This window comes from Hymenobacter endophyticus (genome assembly GCF_032464715.1).
Taxonomy (GTDB): Bacteria; Bacteroidota; Bacteroidia; order Cytophagales; family Hymenobacteraceae; genus Hymenobacter; species Hymenobacter endophyticus.
The window spans coordinates 204900-223357 of sequence record NZ_JAWDJT010000009.1; the positions used below are offsets into that span (position 1 = coordinate 204900).

An 18458-nucleotide genomic window follows, 5' to 3' on the forward strand; every position below is an offset into this window, starting at 1 on the left:
GGGTTAGCCTGCACTCTTGCTATGCACACGCTGGGAGCTTGCACCTCGGGCGGAACCAATAAGCCGCAGCCCCAGCCCACGGCTTCCGTGCTGATTTTCTCCAAAACCAGTGGCTTTCGCCATGAGTCTATTCCGGCTGGTATCCGGGCCATTCAGACCCTGGGCCAGCAGCATAATTTTCGGGTAGATACCACCACAAATGCCGGGCGTTTCACCGCCACCGGGCTGCAGCCGTACCAGGCAGTTATATTCCTGAGTACCACCCAGGATGTACTGAACGAGGAGCAGCAAACGGCATTTGAGCAGTACATCCGGGGAGGCCGGGGGTTCGTGGGCGTACACGCCGCCACGGATACCGAATACAACTGGCCCTGGTACGGGCGTTTGGTGGGTGCGTACTTCAATGGGCACCCGGCCATCCAAACGGCTACTATTCAGGTGCTCAACAATACCCATCCTGCAACGGCGGGTTTGCCGGCCCAGTGGACCCGCACCGATGAGTGGTATAACTTCCGGGACCTGAGCCCTACCCTCACCGTACTGGCAACGCTTGATGAGCGGACCTACTCTGGCGGCACCAACGGCTCCAACCACCCTATTGCCTGGTACCATGAGTTTGCGGGAGGCCGGGCATTTTACACGGCTGGCGGACACACCACCGAAAGCTTCAGTGAGCCGCTGTTTCAGCAGCATCTGCTGGGCGGAATCCGGTATGCCATCGGGCCAAAGTAGAGCGGCGGCATTACTGCAATTTCTCATTTCTGCTTTGGCTATGGCCGCTGCAGTAGCCACCGAAAGCTGATACCCTTGGAATCGTCGGTTCGCAGGTCGAGTTGGCCGGTCTTGGGCTTGGCATCTTTCGCGGTGGCCAGAGGAACCAGTGTACCGGAGGAAGAAACCAGCGCCACATCCTGGTAGGCAATAAATATGAGCAGATGGTCACCCGTCTGGTAAGTACGTAACAAAGCCTGCAGATTAAGCTCGGAATCTTGTACACGTTTGCTGGGCAGCACCGGCCGTCCCCGGCGTACCAGCGTTACTTGCGCATGCCGAAACCGATACTCCTGAGCCGGGCACCCAGCTTCCGGCTCTACGCGTAGTGTTACAACGGGCACCAAGGCACTACCTGCAGCCGCTATTGGCTGCTCGTTGTGCAACAGCTGGATAATGGGCCGGGCGCAGGTAGTTTGGGCGGTGGCAGAAGTGGCCAGACATAGCAGAGCAGCCAGCAGCGGAAAGAATAGGGGCTGTACCATACCGAGCAGTGAGCAATGACGATTTACCATAGTAATTCACTGACAACCAATTTGGTACTATACCCGTTGTTTACAACGTAACTTCTGCGTCGCTAGTGAGCTGCAGACTGAGCGGCTGATAGCGCGGCTAATAACCGGTTGTTGCTGAAGGCGAAGGGTACCTGGCCAGTGGTAGTACTGATGTGGGTGGTGTAAGTAGTGGCCCAAAGAAACGTCTGGGTTTGCACCGGACCAAATGCCGCCCACGGAATAAACAGCGGCGGGTGCCCTACAAAAAATATTTTCCAGGTAGATAAGTACAGGCCCTCCACCGTGAACCCGATGCGGGCGGCGTTGTTGTACTTGGCTACCCCAATTCGGGCAAAAGTCAGCGTTTCCTGGTTCACGGTGGCTGGCACTGCTGGCACGGCATACTGCGCGGCCAGACGGCTCCAGCCCATGTGGGAAATCATGAAAACAACCAAGCACCAGAACGCCCCGAAAACCGGGATGAACAACAGCGGAAGCCAGGGCACGATGGGATGCATGCCCCTGCATACGCTTTCTGCCGGTTGCTGGTTGGTGCAGCTCAGTCATCGGTAAAGCTCAGTTATCCGCGTCGGCAGCCCAACTGTGCTATGCAACCGTATCAAGCCTACCCCGGCGAGCTTGCTCCCGCAGTTTCACTTGTACAAGCAACGAGTATTAGGAACCAACTATACTCTACAACTGCAAGAGCAGGGTAGCGGATCAGAAAGGCCAACTAAGCCACAACCGACAGTTGCATACTTACCAGCCTCGGTAGCACAACTCCCTATCTAACATGCTATTGCCTCGCGCTCTAGCTTCGCCCTCCATCGTATTGCTTTCCAAGGAGCTTTTAGCAACAGGACACCTGAGCTACTGTGCCAAAAATTTCCACAGGCACTTATGGAAGGTAAGATATGGATGGCGAGCTAAACACAAGGGGCACAGACAGCAAGGTATTGCCTGGAAACACAAAGCGCCGCCCCGGTACATCGGGGCGGCGCTAATTCCTGGGGCTCCAAGATTAGTATTTCCACTAAGTGCGGCGGAATTGCTTCCAGGTGCGCTGGCCCTTATTGAGCGTAGAATTGCTGGTTTCGGGGGCGTGGGGAAAGCAAAAGGCGCAGCCACGAGCAGTGCCGAAGTTAACGCGCGACACCTGCACGTTGGAAAACTTTGCGGGGTAGGCCGCAAATCGGCCTGCTTTCACGGTGCCAAAGGCTTGCTGAAGTTTCCGAACTCGTTTTTCCTGGCGCTTCAAGTTGGTACTCAGAGCGGGCAGCCTTTGGCAAAAACGGGTAAGTAAATCATGGCAACATAACTGCGGGTTCAGCGGAAGTCACAAATTGAACAACTGTTGAACTGCAAGAAAAAAAAGAGGCCGGCTTCTGTGCCTGGGAAGCCGGCCTCGCGTGCTACTTCAGCTTAATGCCTTGGTCGGCCATGGCCTGCTCGGTTTTGGCGTGGTTGGCCAGGAACTCCTTGTGCTGCTCTTCGGTGCGCTCCGTGCCCAGGCTCTGTAGGTGCTCGCGCAGTTTGTCGGCGGGCATATCGGCCCCGTAGGAAGGCGTACCCGGCTGCTGCCGCCACGACTCATGCAGGGTGCCGTCGTCCACGGCGTCGAAGCCCAACTCCTCCACCACGGCCATTACTTTCTGCTTGGCGGCGGCATCGTCGGAGGCCACGGGCAAGGCAATGCGGCCGGGCGTGCCGGCGGCTACGCCTTTGTTCTGAAGGTGGTCGGCGTAGATGTTGTTGAACACCTTCACCACCGGGCGGCCCAGGTGCTGCTGCACCCACTCGCTCTCGGTGAGGCTGCCGGTTTCCAGCTCCGCAATCTTGCCGTCGCGCAGCATGGGGTAGTAATTGCTGGTGTCGATGATGGGCGTCTCGCGGGGCACGCCGGCCAGCAGGTCTTTGGGCAGGTCGGGAATGTTCTTGAGCGGGATGGTTACCACCACGAGGTCGGTGCCGTGCTGGGCGGCTTCCTCTGCCGTCACGGCCTTGGCGCCCGTTTTCTGCTCCACGTCTTTGAGGGTTTCGGGCCCGCGGGAGTTGGCAATGTATACTTGGTGGCCGAGGTCCGTCAGCCGCCCGGCTAGGGCGCCGCCGATGTGGCCGGCGCCGATGATTCCGATGTTCATAGGTTGCGTTGTTTGGTTCGTGCGCCGGTGATGTGCCGGCGCAGGGAGTAAACAACGGAAGTGGGCGTTTTGCTTTTTTCTTGTTGGGATGGGCCAGAATGAGCAACGCCGCCGGAGCGGGGCTCAGGCGGCGTTGGCAATGGTTTTTGGCAAAGAGTTGGTGTGATATAACTTCTACCTCACGGCTCAGCATGACATACAAGTCGAGTGAACTTGTATGCTTAAAAGGAGCACATTGCGGTTGTTACATAATACACCAACAAGAAATAATATATTTCACTATTTTAAACGACTTAAATTAGCGAAATATTTTCCACAGCTTTTTCGATCATTTGGCTCAAATAATGTTTTTTTAATACTAAAATATCCACCAAAACCACCACCCAGTGCGCCCACAACTTCTTTTGCATACTCAGCATTATAATCCAGACCATTTTTCAGAAAAATATAAGAAGACAAAGCTACCCCTACACTTGCCATTCCATGTACAAATAATTCTTTATATATCTCACTCTTTAAATCCTTGAACTCCTTTATAAAATCACCGCTAAGCATACCGTTACTTATATTATCGTTGTATAATTTCAATTGCCTATTAAAAGCGCTTATAAGGTCCCTATTTTTACTTCTGAAGGTTAGCAATTTATATAAAGGAGCGCTTTCTATGTTAACTGGCATACTTAATGAAATCACACTTCTTGCAAATGAAGATTTTCTATCATTAACTCTGTTAGCTGGAATCGAATAACTTGTATAGTTATTATATTTAATATTATCTGTAGCAATTACTCTATCATTACTTATAGCCACTTCCTTAGCTAGATGGGTCATAAAAATAAATGCTAATTCTTCAGAAAGAAGTACACCTCCATCTATTTCTCTTCCTACTCCTTCTTGCAAACAGAAGTCAATCCATTCACCAGTAAATTTACTTCTATATACGATATTATTCCAATTATCCCGATTACGCAACCTTGTCAAGGTGTTAACTTGATGAAACAAAGAACTATATTGATAGGGCTTATGAAGAATACGCTCTATTTCTCTTACAGCTCTTATCGTAGCTCTATCAGCTTCGTAATGGCCTGGATTATGTAGATCTATTAGGTCTGATAAATCTATAACATTTCTAAATTCATTTGAAAGCATATATTGCCTATCATAAGGGACTATACATTGCACATTTTCACAATATAATATTGAAAATTTTAACCAATTTAAATTTGGCGGTTCAAAACCTGGATAATATAAAAGTCTTTGCATTAGATCATTGTATACATTAGGTGATTTACACTAAAACCGGAATCTTCACCCCGCGCTCCTGGGCTACCTGCTGGGCCAGCTCGTAGCCGGCGTCGGCGTGGCGGAAGACGCCCATGCCGGGGTCGGTGGTGAGCACGCGGCGCAGGCGCTCGGCCTTTTCGGGGGTGCCGGTGGCTACTATCACCATGCCGGAGTGGGTGCTGTTGCCAATGCCCACGCCGCCGCCGTTGTGCAGGCTCACCCAGTCGGCACCAGAGGCGCAGTTGGCCAGGGCGTTGAGCAGGGGCCAGTCGGCCACGGCGTCGGAGCCGTCCTTCATGCCCTCGGTTTCGCGGTTGGGCGAGGCCACGGAGCCGCAGTCGAGGTGGTCCCGGCCGATGACGATGGGAGCCGACACTTCGCCGCGGGCTACTAGGTCGTTGATGACCAGGCCGAACTTTTCCCGCTCGCCGTAGCCCAGCCAGCACACGCGGGCGGGCAACCCGATAAAGGGCACCTTGGCCTGGGCCTTCTCGATCCAGCGGGCCAGCATCTTGTTGTCGGGGAAGGTTTCGAGCAGGGCGCGGTCGATGCGCAGGATGTCCTGCGGGTCGCCGCTGAGGGCGGCCCAGCGGAAGGGGCCTTTGCCCTCGCAGAACAGCGGGCGGATGTAGCCGGGCACGAAGCCGGGGTAAAGAAACTGGCCGTTTTCGTCGCGCACCCGCAGCCCGCCTTTTTCGGCCTGCCCGCGCAGGTTGTTGCCGTAGTCGAGGGCCACGGCGCCGGCCGCTTGCAGATCAATGATGGCCTGGCAGTGCTTTACGATAGAGGCCAGGGCCTGACGCTTGAATTCTTCGGGGTTGCTGGCGCGCAGGGCTAGCACCTCGTTCACGTCGCCCTCGGGTAGGTAGTCCATCAGGTCGTGGGCCGAGGTCTGATCGGTCACGATATCCACTGCGTATCCTTGGGCCAGCAGTTCGGGCAGCACGGTGGCGGCGTTGCCGGTCAGGCCGATGCTCCAGCCTTGACGGGCCGCTTTGTACTGCGCGCACAGTTCCAGAGCGTGGGTTAGGTCGCGGGCCTGCTCGTCGAGGTAGCCTTCCTGCACTTTTTGCTTCACGCGAGCATCAATGGGTTCGATGACCAAGCACACGCCGTCGTTCATAGTGACGGCCAGCGGCTGGGCACCACTCATACCGCCGAGGCCGGCCGTGACGGTCACGGTACCGGCCAACGTGCCCGAAAAGTGCTTGTCGGCTACGGCGGCAAAGGTTTCGTAGGTGCCTTGCAGAATGCCCTGAGTGGCAATGTAAATCCAGGAGCCGGCCGTCATCTGCCCGTACATCATCAACCCTAGCTTATCCAGCTCATCGAAATACTCCTGCGTGCTCCAGGCGGGTACAATATTGGAGTTGGCAATGAGCACCCGCGGCGCGTGAGCCCAGGTGCGCAGCACACCCACTGCCTTGCCACTCTGCACCAGCATGGTTTCGTCGGGCTCCAGGTTTTTGAGGGTTTTTACGATGGCCTGGTACTCCTTCCAGTTGCGGGCGGCGCGGCCAGCTCCGCCGTACACAATCAGCTCGTCGTACACCAAGCTCACAGCCGGATCGAGGTTGTTTTCCAGCATGCGCAAGGCCGCCTCAGCCTCCCAGGTTTTGCAGCGCAACTCGGGACCGTGCTGGGCGCGTACGGTTTCCGCGGGCTTATACTCGTAGTACATTGGGCGCGTGGCAGGCTGATCTGAGGCGGCTGACGCTTGGGAAGTGGCTTCGAGGTTAAGCTCGGGCGTATCGAGGGCAGAGTGCGGCATACACGGGTAACTTTTCGGGTGGGAGTTAGGAGCCGGAAGTTATTGCTTTTTGCCCGGTCATAACACCAGTTTTCCCAACTTCTACTCCCCTCCCAAGCTCAACTGCCCACCAGCCATTTATCCGGTTAATGGCTACTAAAGCATGGTTCATCTAATAATAACATGGCATTGCTATACCAAAGTCTACCTTTGCCGTATCAGTCGTCAGTTGCCCAACTTACAGGCACTTACTCGGCTTTTACCCCCGCTTTTATGCAACGTTTTTCTACCCTCCTACGCTTTCTGGTGCTACTTCTTCTACTCGTAGTTGGAGCAGCCAACCGCCCTCGCCAACAGGCACAATCTGGTTTGTCTGACGCTGTTTCGGCCTTGCTGCAGAACGTACCGCTCATTAAAAGTTAGCTTTTCCGCCTTTCGCCCTACCACCGCTTCTCCTTTTTGGTATCTTTCCCAACGCAAAGCAATGCTTTGCGTTTTTTGTTGGCTTCACGCCTCGCTAGTAAATATTACGCTTTTCATATAACCAGTTTTATTTGCATATTGCTCTGGCAAACGCGCACTACTGTTATGGGTAACATCCTACAATTTCTGAAGGACGGTCTGCACTGGCTGGGTGATGTGCTATTAGATGGTCTGTTGGCTGACTTTTTCGCCTGGCTCAGCGACTGGCTGACAACTTAGCCGTCCCATTCTCTGCACGCGCCACTTGTCGTCGCAACTCCTCTTGCCTTCCCTGCTCAGCAGTCATTTGTGCTGAAGCGAAACAGCCCCGCTTGCAAGTTGCAAGCGGGGCTGTTTGTTGGTGATCCCGCTGGGATTCGAACCCAGGACCCATACATTAAAAGTGTATTGCTCTACCAGCTGAGCTACAGAATCAATTCCCTTCCGTTAACCAAGCGCTTTCTGGAAGGGAGTGCAAAAGTATAACATGCACCTTATATCTGCAAATCTCAGGAAGCTGTTTCTATTCTTAAACTCCGTAAAAACCACAACACCCTGATTAACAGATAAAATATTTTCATGTTTATTACTTAAACTCCTTCACCACTATTTCTTTGGCTTGGTGCAACCTCCAAGCAGCTTTCCGGATCATCCAATTGCTAACTGCCCTATTCTCGTGTTTTCCTTGCGTGACAGATATGCATTACGCGCTACTTAAAGCAAGAGGGCCAACCAAAAAATCTGGTTGGCCCTCTTGCTTTAAGTAGCGCGTAGATTACAATGCTGCCATTTCTTCCCGCACGAAATCGGCTAGGGTACGCAGGTACTCCGTGCTGAAATCGAAGCGGATACCGGCAGCGGCGTAGATTTCACCAATTGGCACCGTGTAACCCAACGCTAAAGCCCGCTGGTAGCCTTGCAGAGCCGCTTCGGGGTTCTGGCGGAAATTGCGCCATACGGCAATGGCACCCAGCTGGGCCATGGCGTATTCGATGTAATAGAAGGGCACTTCGTACAAGTGCAACTGCTTCTGCCAGAGGTAGGGCTTGATGTGCTCCAGCCCCTGCCAGCTTACCGTACGCTGGTTGAACTCATCGAACAGGGCCACCCAGCGTGCGTGCCGCTCCGGCTCCGTGTGCGTGGGGTTTTCGTATATCCAGTGTTGAAATTTATCGATGGTGGCCACCCAAGGGAAGGTTTCCAGCACGCTTTCCAGGTGAGTTTGCTTGGCCCGGCGCAACTCCGTGGGGTCGGAGAAGAAAACGTTCCAGTGGTCCATGCTGATCAGCTCCATGCTCATGGAAGCCAACTCGGCCACTTCGGACGGAGGGTGCTTGTCGGCCCCGAGGGGCAGGCGGCGCGTGAGGAAGCTATGTACGGCGTGGCCGCCTTCGTGCAGCATGGTTACCACGTCGCGCAGGGAGCTGGTGGCATTCATGAAGATGAACGGCACGCCGGTTTCGTCCAGTGGGTAGTTGTAGCCGCCGGGCGCTTTGCCTTTGCGGCTTTCCAGGTCGAGGTTGCCCATCTGGCGCATGGTGCGCAGGCACTGGCCCAGAAACGGGTCGAGGCGGTCAAAGACAGTGACGGTTTTTTCCAGCAGCTCCTCCCCGGTCTCAAACGGCCGCAGCGGAGCCTTGCCCGAGGGGTCCACGTCCAGGTCCCAGGGCCGCAGTTCGGCCAGGGCCAAATCCTGGCGGCGCTCCAGGTCCAGGTTATCAATGAGCGGCACCACCGTTTCACGGATGGCCTGGTGGAAGTTCATGGTATCCTGGGGCGTGTAATCGAAGCGGCCCAGGGCGGCAAACATATAGTCGCGGAAGTTGGCAAAACCGGCATTCACGGCTACCTGATGGCGCAACCCAATAAGGCTGGTGAAGAGTGTGTCCAGAGGCCCGGCATCCTGCAGGCGGCGCTCCTGAATGGTGCGCCAGGCCGTTTCACGCACTGCCCGGTCGGGGCTCTTCAGGCGGTCGGCGGCCCGGGGCAGGGTCATTTCCTCCCCATCCAGCGTTACGGTCATGGCGCCGGCAATGGCGGCGTACTGCTGCTGCTGGGTGCTGATTTCGGTTTTCAGAGGAATATTCTCGGGCCGGTAGATTTCCAGCGCCTGGCGCACTGAGCGGATGAAGATGCGGTAGCGGGCCGGGTCCAGTTCGGGCAGAAACACCGAGGCCATCATCTTCTCGTTGAGGGCGTGGTCGTAGGGGGCTACGTTCGGCTCAATCTCACTCACGAAGTACTGAAACGCCTCGCTGCTTGCCTGATCCTGGGTGTTGCAGGTCATGCGAATATAGCGCCAGGCCAGATCCTCGCTCAGCACCGCTTCCAGCTCCGAGCGGTGCAGCAGCCACTGATCCAGTTCCGCCACCGAATTGATTTGCCGGTCGCGCAGTTCCTCAAAATAGGGTTCAATAGCGGCCCATTCAGTCACAGAGAAGGATTCAGGCAGAAAGTGCCGGGGTGGCCGCTGCGTATCAGTGGCCAGATCAGCGGCGGGAGCAGAATAAGTCATGCGGAAGGAAAAAGCGGAAGGAGTGAGTCAGACAAGAAGCCAAAAGAATAATACCCTGATTACCCTGCTGATGTTGAGTAAAAGAGAAAGGTTCTCTGCTCTTTTCCCAAATAGAGTGGGGGCTTCAGCTGCATTAGCGGCCTAGGTTCAGCAGTTGAAGCTACCAAATCCAGCTTCAGCCCGACAGTACAGACCGGCAAGAAAGCAAAAGGCCGCCGAACTACGGTAGTACGGCGGCCTTTTTCGCGGTCAGGCGCAGGAAGCGGGAGCTTGCAAGACCTTAGTCTACTTCAATTACCACATCATTGGTGAGAGGATGGCCCACGCAGAGCAGCACGTAGCCCTGCTTCATTTCCGAATCGGAAAGACCTTCCCGCTCATCCAGGTGTATTTTGCCACTTAGGCACTTGCCCCGGCAGGCCGTGCACAGGCCCGCCTGGCAGCTGTACGGCAGGTCGATGTCCTGGTCGAGGGCGGCTTCCAGAATCGTCTGGTTGGGCTCCACGGCAAACTGGTACTCAGCCCCCTCGTACTGCACGGTTACGGTGCGCGCTACCACGTTGCCATCATCCTCGGCGGCCGATACGTCGCCGTGGCCGTTGGGCTGGGCGGCAGCTGTTTCGGCGGTTTCGGCGGCGGCCACAAAACTCTCGCGGCGGATGCGGCTGGCCGGAACGCCCAGCAGCTCCAGGGCGGCCTGGGCTTCCGTCATCATGCCCTCGGGCCCGCAGAGGAAGTACTCGGCCTGGGTAACCGGGAGCTGGGGGCGCTGCTCCAGGATGCGCAGCAAGGTGGTGCGGTTGAGGCGGCCGGTGTGCTTGTGCTCGGAGGCGGGCCGCAAGGGCTGGCTGAATACGTGCTCTACCTGCAAACGGCCGGCGTACTGCTGCTCCAGCTGCTGCAGCTGGCGGGCGAAAATAACGGACTCCTCGTTGCGGTTGCCGTACACCAGCAGCACCTGGCTCCGGGGCTCCTCGCGCAGCACGGCTTTCAGCATGCTCATGAGTGGGGTGATGCCCGAGCCGGCGCCCACCAGCACGATGGAACGGGCCGCCGCGGGCTGAGGCGCCAGCGTGAAGTTGCCCAGCGGTGCCATTACCTCCATTTGCTGGCCCACGCGCACGGTATCCAGCAGGTAGTTACTCACTAGGCCGCCGCCCACGCGCTTCACGGTTACAGCCAGGCGGGGCGCTTCGCCGGGGGTGCTGCTGAGGGAGTAGGCGCGGCGCTCCTTTTTACCGCCGGGGCCGCAGGGCAGAATCAGGGTCAGGAACTGGCCCGGCTGGCAGGCTACCGGCTGGCGGTCGGGGCGCTCAAAATGGATGGTAACGGCATCGGGCGTTTCCTGGGTCAACTCAACAACGTTCAGCGTCAGGTAGGGGCTACTCATATCAGGGAGAGAAGTGAATTTCAGGAGAAGTGCGAAACAGGCCGCAAAAATACGGGATTATGTGGCGCAGGCCGTAGCTTGCCCGTGGTATAGATTTTTGGGTTTCGGCCACCGGGCTGGCCCGCGGCCGGATGGCTCCGTATCTGTACCCGTTCCGCTACTTTTTGTTTTCCGCTTTTCCTATGTCCGCTTCCCCCACCCGCCCGACCTCCGCGCCCACTGCCCTGGCCGCCTTGCTGGAGCGCCACCAGCACGAATTTCACCCGGTACTGCCCGTTGATCTGAGCGCCCCCGACGTAGCCCGCCTCGATTTCACGGCCGCCAACCCCTTGCTGCAGGATGCAGATTTACGGGATACAACAGCATTTGAGGAGCTGGTGGGCCGCTTGCTGGAAGCCCAGCAAGCCCGCATCGGCGTGGGCGGCTACCTGGAAAACCGGGTGATTTACCGCCGCAGCCCTGGCCTGTTTGGCAACCCAGCCGTACCGGCCCGCTCCCTGCACCTGGGCGCGGATGTGTGGTTGCGGGCCGGTACGCCGGTACTGGCTCCCCTGTCGGCGCTGGTGCACAGCGTACAGGATAACGCCGGTTTCGGCGACTATGGCCCCACCGTCATTCTTCAGCACCAGCTCGAAGACGTGACGTTTTACACCCTCTACGGCCACCTGGCCCGCCGCGAAACCCTGCTGCTGCGCCCCGGCATGACCTTGGAACCCGGTGATGCCTTCGCCGAAGTGGGTCCCGCCCCCGAAAACGGCGACTGGCCGCCCCACCTGCACTTCCAGATTCTGGCCGACCTGCAGGGCCGCTCCGGCGACTTCCCCGGCGTGGCCCTCCCGGAGGAGCGGGAACTGTGGGCCGCCCTCTGCCCCAACCCGAACCTCGTGTTGCAGAGCAAGTGGCTGGAGTAAATTCGCTGCCACGGCTTACTGCTACTGCATACAAAAGGCCCGACGTGTTCAACGGCGGGCCTTTTGCTTGGTGGGTTGCTAGTCAAACTTGATGGCTACTACCGGCTTGATGCGCGCAATCAGGTAGGTAGGAATAAGCACGGCCAGCAGGGAGGTGAGGAAGGTGGCCACGTTGAGCACGATGATGATGAACGGGTCCCAGTGAATCGGCACGCGGTCCATGTAGTAGTTCTCGGGGTCCAGCGGGATGGGGTGGAAAAAGTACTGGATGGCGCAGAAGCCTAGGCCGATAATGTTGCCGTAGAGCATACCGCGCATGGTCAGGCTCAGGCCCCGGAAGAAAAACATGCTCCGGATCTGGTTGTCGGTGGCCCCGATGGCCTTGAGCACCCCAATCATGTTGGTGCGTTCCAGAATCATGATAAAGATGGTGGCTACCATATTGAAGGTCGCCACGAAGATGATCAGAATCAGAAAGATGACCACGTTGCGGTTTAGCAGCTGCAGCCAGTCGAACAGCTGGGCGTACTGGTCGGTAATCTTGTCCAGCTTCAGGTCGTAGCGCAGGTTCTCGTAGATGTTATCGGCTACGGGGTCGAGGCGGTTGAAGTCCTTGAGCGTTACTTCCATGCCGCCCACCAGTGAGTCGGGCCAGGCGTTGAGCTGGCGAACCTGGCCAATATCCCCAATGACGTAGGCCTCATCAAACTCGTCGAGGCCGGTCTGGTAGATGCCGCGCACCGTGAACTGCCGCACCCGGGGAGGGGTCTGAATAAAGTAGAACAGGGCCTTGTCGCCGGGCTTGAGGCGCAGCTTATCGGCTACTTTGCGGGAAAGCAGAATGTCGTTGCTGGCGGCCGTATCGGTGAAGCTGATGAACTTACCAGCCACCAGGTTCTTGCGCATCGGCGACTTGCCCGACTTCTCATCGATGCCCTTCAGCACCACGCCCAGCACTTCATCCTTGGTTTTGATGATGGCCGTTTTGCGGGCGAAAGGCTGCATAGACACCACCTGGGGGTTGCGGCGCAGCTCCTGCACCAGCCGGGGCCCGGCAATGGGCTCCACCTCCAGCGAATTGTTGGTATCGTACTTGCTGATTTGCAGGTGGGAGCCGAAGGAGAAGATCTTGTTCTGGATTTCGTTGCGAAACCCTTCCAGAATGGCAAACGACACCACCATCACCGCCAAGCCCATGGCAATGCTGATGATGGCTATCTTTGTCACCGACGAGGTAAATGACCCGGCATCGGCCCCGTCAATCTTGTTAGATATGTACTGCGAGACGTTCACTGGCGTAAAGCTAGATGAATCCCGGTAGTTTCCCAGCCTTCCAGCCAGCCTATGTACTCCATCCTGCCCGCCGGCCTGCTCGGCCTTACGCTCCTGCTAGCCGATTGCGCCCGTCCGCCCCAATCGGCGCCGGCGGCGGCTTCGCCCGCCACTTCCGCGCCGGCCGATGCTCCACTGCGCGAAATGGCGGCTTCCCCGCCCCAGGTACTGCTGCCCGCCGCCGCGCCCCTGCGCACCGGGGCCGAGCAGTTTGCGCGGTATCTGCCGCTGCTGAAGGGCAAGCGCGTGGGCGTGGTAGTCAACCAGACGGCCCGGGTGGGCAAGGCGTTTCTGGTGGATACGCTGCTGGCCAAAGGCGTAGGAATTAAGGTCATTTTTGGGCCGGAACACGGTTTTCGGGGCGAAGCAGCCGACGGGGCCACCATCAAGGATGGGAAAGATGCCCGCAGCGGCCTGCCCGCGCTGAGCTTATACGGCGCCACCAAAAAACCGACGCCCGAAATGCTCAAGGATATTGACGTGCTGGTGTTCGATATTCAGGACGTGGGGGCACGCTTCTACACCTTCATCAGCACCATGCACTACGTGATGGAGGCCGCCGCCGAGCAGAACAAGGAGGTCATCATTCTGGACCGGCCTAACCCCAACGGCTGGTACGTGGATGGGCCGGTGCTGGAACCGGCGTTTAAAACCTTCGTGGGCATGCACCCCATTCCGGTGGTGCACGGCCTCACGGTGGGCGAGCTGGCTGGCATGATTAACGGGGAGAAATGGCTGGCTGGCGGCAAGCAGTGCAAACTCACGGTCATTCCGGTGGCCGGCTACACCCACAGCACCCGCTACGATTTGCCGGAGCGCCCCTCCCCTAACCTGCCCACGCCCCACTCGGTGGCCCTGTACCCGGCGCTGTGTTTGTTCGAGGGCACCGACGTGAGCGTGGGCCGGGGCACGGCCACGCCGTTTGAGGTAATTGGCGCGCCCACCCAGCCCAGTACGCGCCCGTTCCGCTTCACGCCTACTCCCAACCCCGGCTCCACCTCCCCGCCCCAGAACGGCAAGCTCTGCTACGGCCAGGATTTACGGCAAGTGGGTGATATTGGCTTCACGCTGAAATATCTGCTGGACTACTACCAGCAAAGCACCAATAAGGAGAAATTCTTCCTTTCCGACCGGGGCTTTGACCGACTGATGGGCAACGCCACCGTGCGCCAGCAAATCATAGCCGGTAAGTCGGAGGCCGAAATCCGCCAGGGCTGGGAGCCGGCGCTGGGCCAGTACAAGGCCATGCGCAAGAAGTATCTGCTGTACCCGGACTTTAAGTAATTCAACTGTCATGCTGAGCTTGTCGAAGCATCTCTACCGCTTCGTTGCAGTAGTAACACAACGAAGCGGTAGAGATGCTTCGACAAGCTCAGCATGACGTTCCTTACCAAAATGACTTCACCTCTCAACATCATTTTCATGGGCACCCCTGAGTTTGCGGTGCCAACGCTGGAAGCCCTGCTGGGCTGGGACGGGTGCCGGGTGGTGGCCGTACTCACCGCTCCTGATAAGCCGGCAGGCCGGGGCCGGCAGTTGCAGGGCTCGGCCGTGAAACAGGCCGCCGAGGCCCACGGGCTGCCGGTGCTGCAACCCACCAACCTGAAAGACCCCGCTTTCCAGGCCGAGCTGAAAGGCTACGCAGCCGATTTGCAGGTGGTGGTGGCTTTCCGCATGCTGCCCGAGGCCGTGTGGAATATGCCACGGATGGGCTCCATCAACATTCACGCCTCGTTGCTGCCCCAGTACCGGGGCGCGGCCCCCATCAACTGGGCCCTTATCCACGGGGATACGCAAACGGGTGTAACCAGCTTTTTCCTGCGGCACGAAATTGATACCGGCAACCTCATTTACCAGGATGCGGTGGACATTGCCCCGGAGGATGATTTCGGCGCGTTGTACGAGAAGCTGAAAGCGGCCGGAGCGCAGCTGGCGCTCCGTTCAGTGCAGGCCATTGCTGCCGGCGCGGCGCCCAGCATTCCGCAGCCCGAGCTGCCGGAGCTGCGGCCCGCCCCCAAGCTCACCAAGGAAACCGGCCGCCTCGATTTCACGCAGTCGGCCCCGGCGCTGGCCAACATGGTGCGCGGCCTCTCGCCCATTCCCACCGCCTTCACCCAACTGCCCGATGGCCGCACGCTCAAAGTATTCAAGGCCCAGCCTTTGGATGATGAAGAGGCCAGTGGCCCCGACCAGGGCGGCGCGGGCCGCTGGCTCACCGATGGCCGCACCTACCTGCGCGTGCAAACCGCCAACGGCCTGCTCGATTTGCTGGACGTACAGCTGGAAGGCAAGAAGCGCATGACCGTCCAGGATTTTCTGCGCGGCTTTGATGTCAAAGGGCTCGGCTGAGTTGTCATCCTGAGCAGCGCGAAGGATCTGTTACGTTGGCACGAGTCATTGTTAGGGTTCAAGTACAGACGTGAAGCTGTTTAGAAAGTGCCTAAAACTTGAAAGAACGTCATGCTTCATCTGGCGTCCGCTTGTCGAAGCATGATGTTCTTCGGACTTTTTAAACAGCTTCGTAGCAAAGTCTTTCGTGTTGCTCAGGATGACCGTAACAGTCGTTCACTGCCGCACAGAAACTCACCATTTCACCACTCACCATTTCACCGCATGACCGCACTCGTTGTAGCCGTAGCCGATAACGGCGTTATCGGGGGCGAAAACCGCCTGCTTTGGCACCTGCCCCTTGACCTCAAGCACTTCAAGCAGCTCACCCAAGGCCACCCCATCATCATGGGCCGCAAAACATACGAAAGCATCGGGAAGCCCCTGCCCAACCGCCGCAACATTGTGGTAACCCGCCAGGCCGACTGGCAGACCGAGGGTTGCGAGACGGCCGCCTCAGTGCCCCAGGCGTTGGAATTGGCCCGCACCTCCGACGAGCAGATATTCGTAATCGGGGGCGGGGAAATTTACCGCCAGGCGCTGCCCGCTGCCGATGTGGTGTACCTAACGGAAGTACACTACGCCTTCGAAGGCGACGTGACCTTCCCCGACCTCACGGCCAGCGAGTGGCGCGAGGAAGCCCGGGAACGGCACGAGCCCGACGAGAAGCACGCTTACGCCTTCAGTTTCGTGACGCTCCGGCGGCGGTGAGTGAGTGAGTGAGTGAGTGAGTGAGGCGAAGCAACCTGTCCTTCTCACCGCGCAAACCTTCGACCTACGCAAAAGCCCCTGACGTCAGAACCAGACGTCAGGGGCTTTTCACTTATCAGCGCTTCGAGGATTGAAGAGGAAGGATTAGCTGCGCTGTCCTGCGGGTGCTTCGCCTCACTCACTCACTCACTCACTCACTCACTCACCGTAGCAATACCAGCTTGCCCCAGTCCTTTTTGAAGGCCCGGTCGCCGGTGGTGGCGCGCTGCTTGAATTCACCTTCGGGGTCGTCGAGCACCACGCGGTAGAGGTAGGTGCCGTTGGCCAGCCGGTCGCCGTAGTCGTCGGTGCCATCCCAAGCGTACTCGGTCATGTTGTTGCCGATGCGCAGGGGGCCCAGGTCGGCCATCATGATTTCCTTCACTACCCGGCCCGTCAGACTCACAATCTGGATTTTCATGTTGCGCGGCAGCGTGGAGCCGGTGAGCGTAAACACGAATTTGGCCTTGCTGGTAATCGGGTTGGGGTACGGGAATACGTTGGTGATGGTCGACTCCTTGATGACCTCAAACGTGATGCGGTAAGGCTCGGAGCTGGCCAGATTGCCCGAGCCGTCCCGGCCCTGCACCTCCAGCGTGTACACGCCCGGTTGTAGCGGGGTGGTGTTGCCGGGGCGGTACGTGAGCATGGCCGTACCCTTCGCCGAGTCGGCCACGAACTCAATGCCGGCCGCGTTCAGATCCACGGTGATGGGCGCGGTGCCTTTGGGCGGGGTCAGGCTCAGGATGAAGTTGGAGCGGTTCTGGATGGGCCGCAGCTTGTCCAGGTCGCGCAGCTGCACGCTGATAATGGGCTGGGGCGACACGATTTCCCCGTTGAGCAGATGGCGACCATCGAAGGCTACATCCAGCACCGGGGGCATGTCCTGGTTGGTTACCTCGAAGGGCGGCAGCGTAAGCTCGTTGTTGAAGTAGTGCAGCTCGGGCTGACGACGGGGGTTCAGCACTACCTGGCCCGAGAGCGTACCGTAGAGGCCGCGCACATCCAGCTTCACCTCATAGCTGCGCTGGGAGTGGGCCGTGAGGGCGGCACCGGCCAGCGGATAGTACCGCTCCCGGGGCACGCCAGCGTTGCTGCTGCGCACCACAATGTAGCCTACCAGCGGCGCGGTAAAGTCAAAATCAGCTACGTTCTGGAAGGAAACCGGCACCGTTACCGTACCCGTCTGCTGGGCCTGCTGGGTGAGGGCTGCCGCCGTGAGCGGCGTAACCGACGGGCGCACCACACCTTCGGGCACACCCTGGTAGGTTACCAGCCATTGCTCCAGCTGCGGCGTGAAGCCCGGCGTGGCCTCCCGTAGCACCGCCTGCAGCTGCAGATACGGGTACTGCTTAGCCGAAATACCATTCAAGGCCAAGGCCCGGTTGGTTACATTGGGGTTGAGTACGGTGGTTACGCCCAGCGTATCGGTGCCCAGCAGGCGGAGCGTGTAGCTGCCGGTGCTGGTGGTCCGGATGGTGTGGTAAAGCGTTTCCCATTGTCGGGCCGGGCCGATTTGCGTGGAGGTAACGGTGGCTTCCTGGGTGCCGGCGTTGTAGGTCCACTGTCCGCCGGGCACGGCCACTTCCAGCCCGCGCCGCTCGTTGCGGCGGAACTGGCCCGGGTGGCTCTGTGACCAGCCACCCTGCGTGCGGCCGTTGATGACGCGGAAGGAACTGGTAGCCCAATCGGCGCTTTCATCACCCTGAGGAGTACTCAGGCGCGCACGCCAGTACCACACTACGCTGTCCTTGCCAGCCAGCGTGGGCAGGGTTGGCTGCCATTCCGGCACCATTACGGCGTTGAGTTTCGTGCGCTGCACCAAGGAGCTATTGAAGGTTTGCACGGTATCCGCTTCCAGGTCATAGTCGCGGGCGGTGATGGTGGGCACGTTGCTTTGCGCCACCAGGCGCACGGCCCGGCTGCCCACAATGGCAAATTCGGGCGGGCTGAGGGTGGTCACGCCGCCCGTGAGGAAGGAATAGTTCAGCGTAGCCCGGTTGTTGGTTTCGTCCGACTCGGCAATCAGGTTATCGGGGTCAATATCAACCTGGAAGACGTTGGCTCCGGCCACGCTGCCGGTGGCCGGGTTGCTGAGGCTGAGCGTGTAGGTAGTATCCTGCCGGGCCTGGGGCACCGTAAAGTTGCTAGGAAGTGTTAACAGTCACGCAGCCAGAGTACGGTTGCGGCAAGATGAACAAAGGCCAGAAAATGGGCATCCAACTTGTCATAGCGCGTGGCCACGCGGCGAAACTGCTTGAGGCGGCTAA

At 58.3% G+C, this 18458-nt stretch carries 15 protein-coding genes, 1 tRNA gene and 1 pseudogene; 5 read left to right on the forward strand and 12 right to left on the reverse strand.

Going from position 1 to position 18458, the window contains the following annotated elements:
* Nucleotides 1-21: 21 nt before the first annotated feature.
* A complete protein-coding gene (locus ROI90_RS14560) occupies nucleotides 22-732 on the forward strand; it encodes a ThuA domain-containing protein (protein ID WP_315999084.1) in 711 nt (236 codons plus the stop codon).
* 38 nt (nucleotides 733-770) lie between these two features.
* Here the strand turns inward: ROI90_RS14560 and ROI90_RS14565 are convergent, their stop codons facing one another.
* From ROI90_RS14565 to ROI90_RS14605, 9 genes are all read right to left on the reverse strand, one after another.
* On the reverse strand, nucleotides 771-1256 hold the full coding sequence (locus tag ROI90_RS14565) for a hypothetical protein (protein ID WP_315999085.1): 486 nt from the start codon (nucleotides 1254-1256) through the stop codon (nucleotides 771-773).
* A 92-nt stretch (nucleotides 1257-1348) separates the two neighbouring features.
* Nucleotides 1349-1708, reverse strand: coding sequence for a hypothetical protein (locus tag ROI90_RS14570; protein WP_315999086.1), 360 nt, complete (start codon nucleotides 1706-1708; stop codon nucleotides 1349-1351).
* Nucleotides 1709-2298: 590 nt separating this feature from the next.
* Entirely contained in the window at nucleotides 2299-2472 is a 174-nt protein-coding gene (locus ROI90_RS14575) for a hypothetical protein (protein ID WP_315999087.1), read from the reverse strand.
* Nucleotides 2473-2677: 205 nt separating this feature from the next.
* Entirely contained in the window at nucleotides 2678-3496 is an 819-nt protein-coding gene (locus ROI90_RS14580; RefSeq protein WP_315999099.1) for an NADPH-dependent F420 reductase, read from the reverse strand.
* A 189-nt stretch (nucleotides 3497-3685) separates the two neighbouring features.
* Nucleotides 3686-4669, reverse strand: coding sequence for a hypothetical protein (locus tag ROI90_RS14585; RefSeq protein ID WP_315999088.1), 984 nt, complete (start codon nucleotides 4667-4669; stop codon nucleotides 3686-3688).
* Nucleotides 4670-4694: 25 nt separating this feature from the next.
* Nucleotides 4695-6461 (reverse strand): urocanate hydratase, encoded by a 1767-nt coding sequence (gene hutU / locus ROI90_RS14590; protein ID WP_315999089.1) that lies wholly within the window; start codon nucleotides 6459-6461, stop codon nucleotides 4695-4697.
* 800 nt (nucleotides 6462-7261) lie between these two features.
* A tRNA-Lys gene (locus ROI90_RS14595) sits at nucleotides 7262-7337 on the reverse strand.
* A gap of 340 nt (nucleotides 7338-7677) precedes the next feature.
* Complete coding sequence (locus ROI90_RS14600) at nucleotides 7678-9417, reverse strand: M3 family oligoendopeptidase (protein WP_315999090.1); 1740 nt, start codon at nucleotides 9415-9417, stop codon at nucleotides 7678-7680.
* 280 nt (nucleotides 9418-9697) lie between these two features.
* Nucleotides 9698-10807 (reverse strand): ferredoxin--NADP reductase, encoded by a 1110-nt coding sequence (locus ROI90_RS14605; protein ID WP_315999091.1) that lies wholly within the window; start codon nucleotides 10805-10807, stop codon nucleotides 9698-9700.
* Nucleotides 10808-10989: 182 nt separating this feature from the next.
* Here ROI90_RS14605 and ROI90_RS14610 point away from each other — a divergent pair, with 182 nt between their 5' ends.
* A complete protein-coding gene (locus ROI90_RS14610; RefSeq protein ID WP_315999092.1) occupies nucleotides 10990-11718 on the forward strand; it encodes a peptidoglycan DD-metalloendopeptidase family protein in 729 nt (242 codons plus the stop codon).
* A gap of 78 nt (nucleotides 11719-11796) precedes the next feature.
* On the opposite strand, the gene ROI90_RS14615 is transcribed toward ROI90_RS14610, so the two are convergent.
* Entirely contained in the window at nucleotides 11797-13011 is a 1215-nt protein-coding gene (locus ROI90_RS14615) for an ABC transporter permease (protein WP_315999093.1), read from the reverse strand.
* A 51-nt stretch (nucleotides 13012-13062) separates the two neighbouring features.
* Here ROI90_RS14615 and ROI90_RS14620 point away from each other — a divergent pair, with 51 nt between their 5' ends.
* From ROI90_RS14620 to ROI90_RS14630, 3 genes are all read left to right on the forward strand, one after another.
* A complete protein-coding gene (locus ROI90_RS14620; protein ID WP_315999094.1) occupies nucleotides 13063-14334 on the forward strand; it encodes an exo-beta-N-acetylmuramidase NamZ family protein in 1272 nt (423 codons plus the stop codon).
* 111 nt (nucleotides 14335-14445) lie between these two features.
* Nucleotides 14446-15399 (forward strand): methionyl-tRNA formyltransferase, encoded by a 954-nt coding sequence (gene fmt / locus ROI90_RS14625; RefSeq protein WP_315999095.1) that lies wholly within the window; start codon nucleotides 14446-14448, stop codon nucleotides 15397-15399.
* A gap of 264 nt (nucleotides 15400-15663) precedes the next feature.
* Nucleotides 15664-16149 (forward strand): dihydrofolate reductase, encoded by a 486-nt coding sequence (locus ROI90_RS14630; protein WP_315999096.1) that lies wholly within the window; start codon nucleotides 15664-15666, stop codon nucleotides 16147-16149.
* A gap of 202 nt (nucleotides 16150-16351) precedes the next feature.
* Here ROI90_RS14630 and ROI90_RS14635 read toward each other — a convergent pair whose 3' ends face one another.
* Both ROI90_RS14635 and ROI90_RS14640 read right to left on the reverse strand, forming a co-directional pair.
* Complete coding sequence (locus ROI90_RS14635; protein ID WP_315999097.1) at nucleotides 16352-18325, reverse strand: hypothetical protein; 1974 nt, start codon at nucleotides 18323-18325, stop codon at nucleotides 16352-16354.
* A gap of 20 nt (nucleotides 18326-18345) precedes the next feature.
* A pseudogene (locus ROI90_RS14640) lies at nucleotides 18346-18458 on the reverse strand (IS5/IS1182 family transposase); the annotation flags it as partial.

Bases quoted from the DNA above. Each gene is read 5' to 3' on its own strand.
- ROI90_RS14605 (WP_315999091.1), bottom strand. From the start codon at position 10,807: ATGAGTAGCCCCTACCTGACGCTGAACGTTGTTGAGTTGACCCAGGAA.
- ROI90_RS14570 (WP_315999086.1), bottom strand. From the start codon at position 1,708: ATGATTTCCCACATGGGCTGGAGCCGTCTGGCCGCGCAGTATGCCGTG.
- fmt (WP_315999095.1), top strand. From the start codon at position 14,446: ATGACTTCACCTCTCAACATCATTTTCATGGGCACCCCTGAGTTTGCG.
- ROI90_RS14600 (WP_315999090.1), bottom strand. From the start codon at position 9,417: ATGACTTATTCTGCTCCCGCCGCTGATCTGGCCACTGATACGCAGCGG.
- ROI90_RS14560 (WP_315999084.1), top strand. From the start codon at position 22: ATGCACACGCTGGGAGCTTGCACCTCGGGCGGAACCAATAAGCCGCAG.
- ROI90_RS14565 (WP_315999085.1), bottom strand. From the start codon at position 1,256: ATGGTACAGCCCCTATTCTTTCCGCTGCTGGCTGCTCTGCTATGTCTG.
- ROI90_RS14630 (WP_315999096.1), top strand. From the start codon at position 15,664: ATGACCGCACTCGTTGTAGCCGTAGCCGATAACGGCGTTATCGGGGGC.
- hutU (WP_315999089.1), bottom strand. From the start codon at position 6,461: ATGCCGCACTCTGCCCTCGATACGCCCGAGCTTAACCTCGAAGCCACT.
- ROI90_RS14585 (WP_315999088.1), bottom strand. From the start codon at position 4,669: ATGCAAAGACTTTTATATTATCCAGGTTTTGAACCGCCAAATTTAAAT.
- ROI90_RS14620 (WP_315999094.1), top strand. From the start codon at position 13,063: ATGTACTCCATCCTGCCCGCCGGCCTGCTCGGCCTTACGCTCCTGCTA.
- ROI90_RS14610 (WP_315999092.1), top strand. From the start codon at position 10,990: ATGTCCGCTTCCCCCACCCGCCCGACCTCCGCGCCCACTGCCCTGGCC.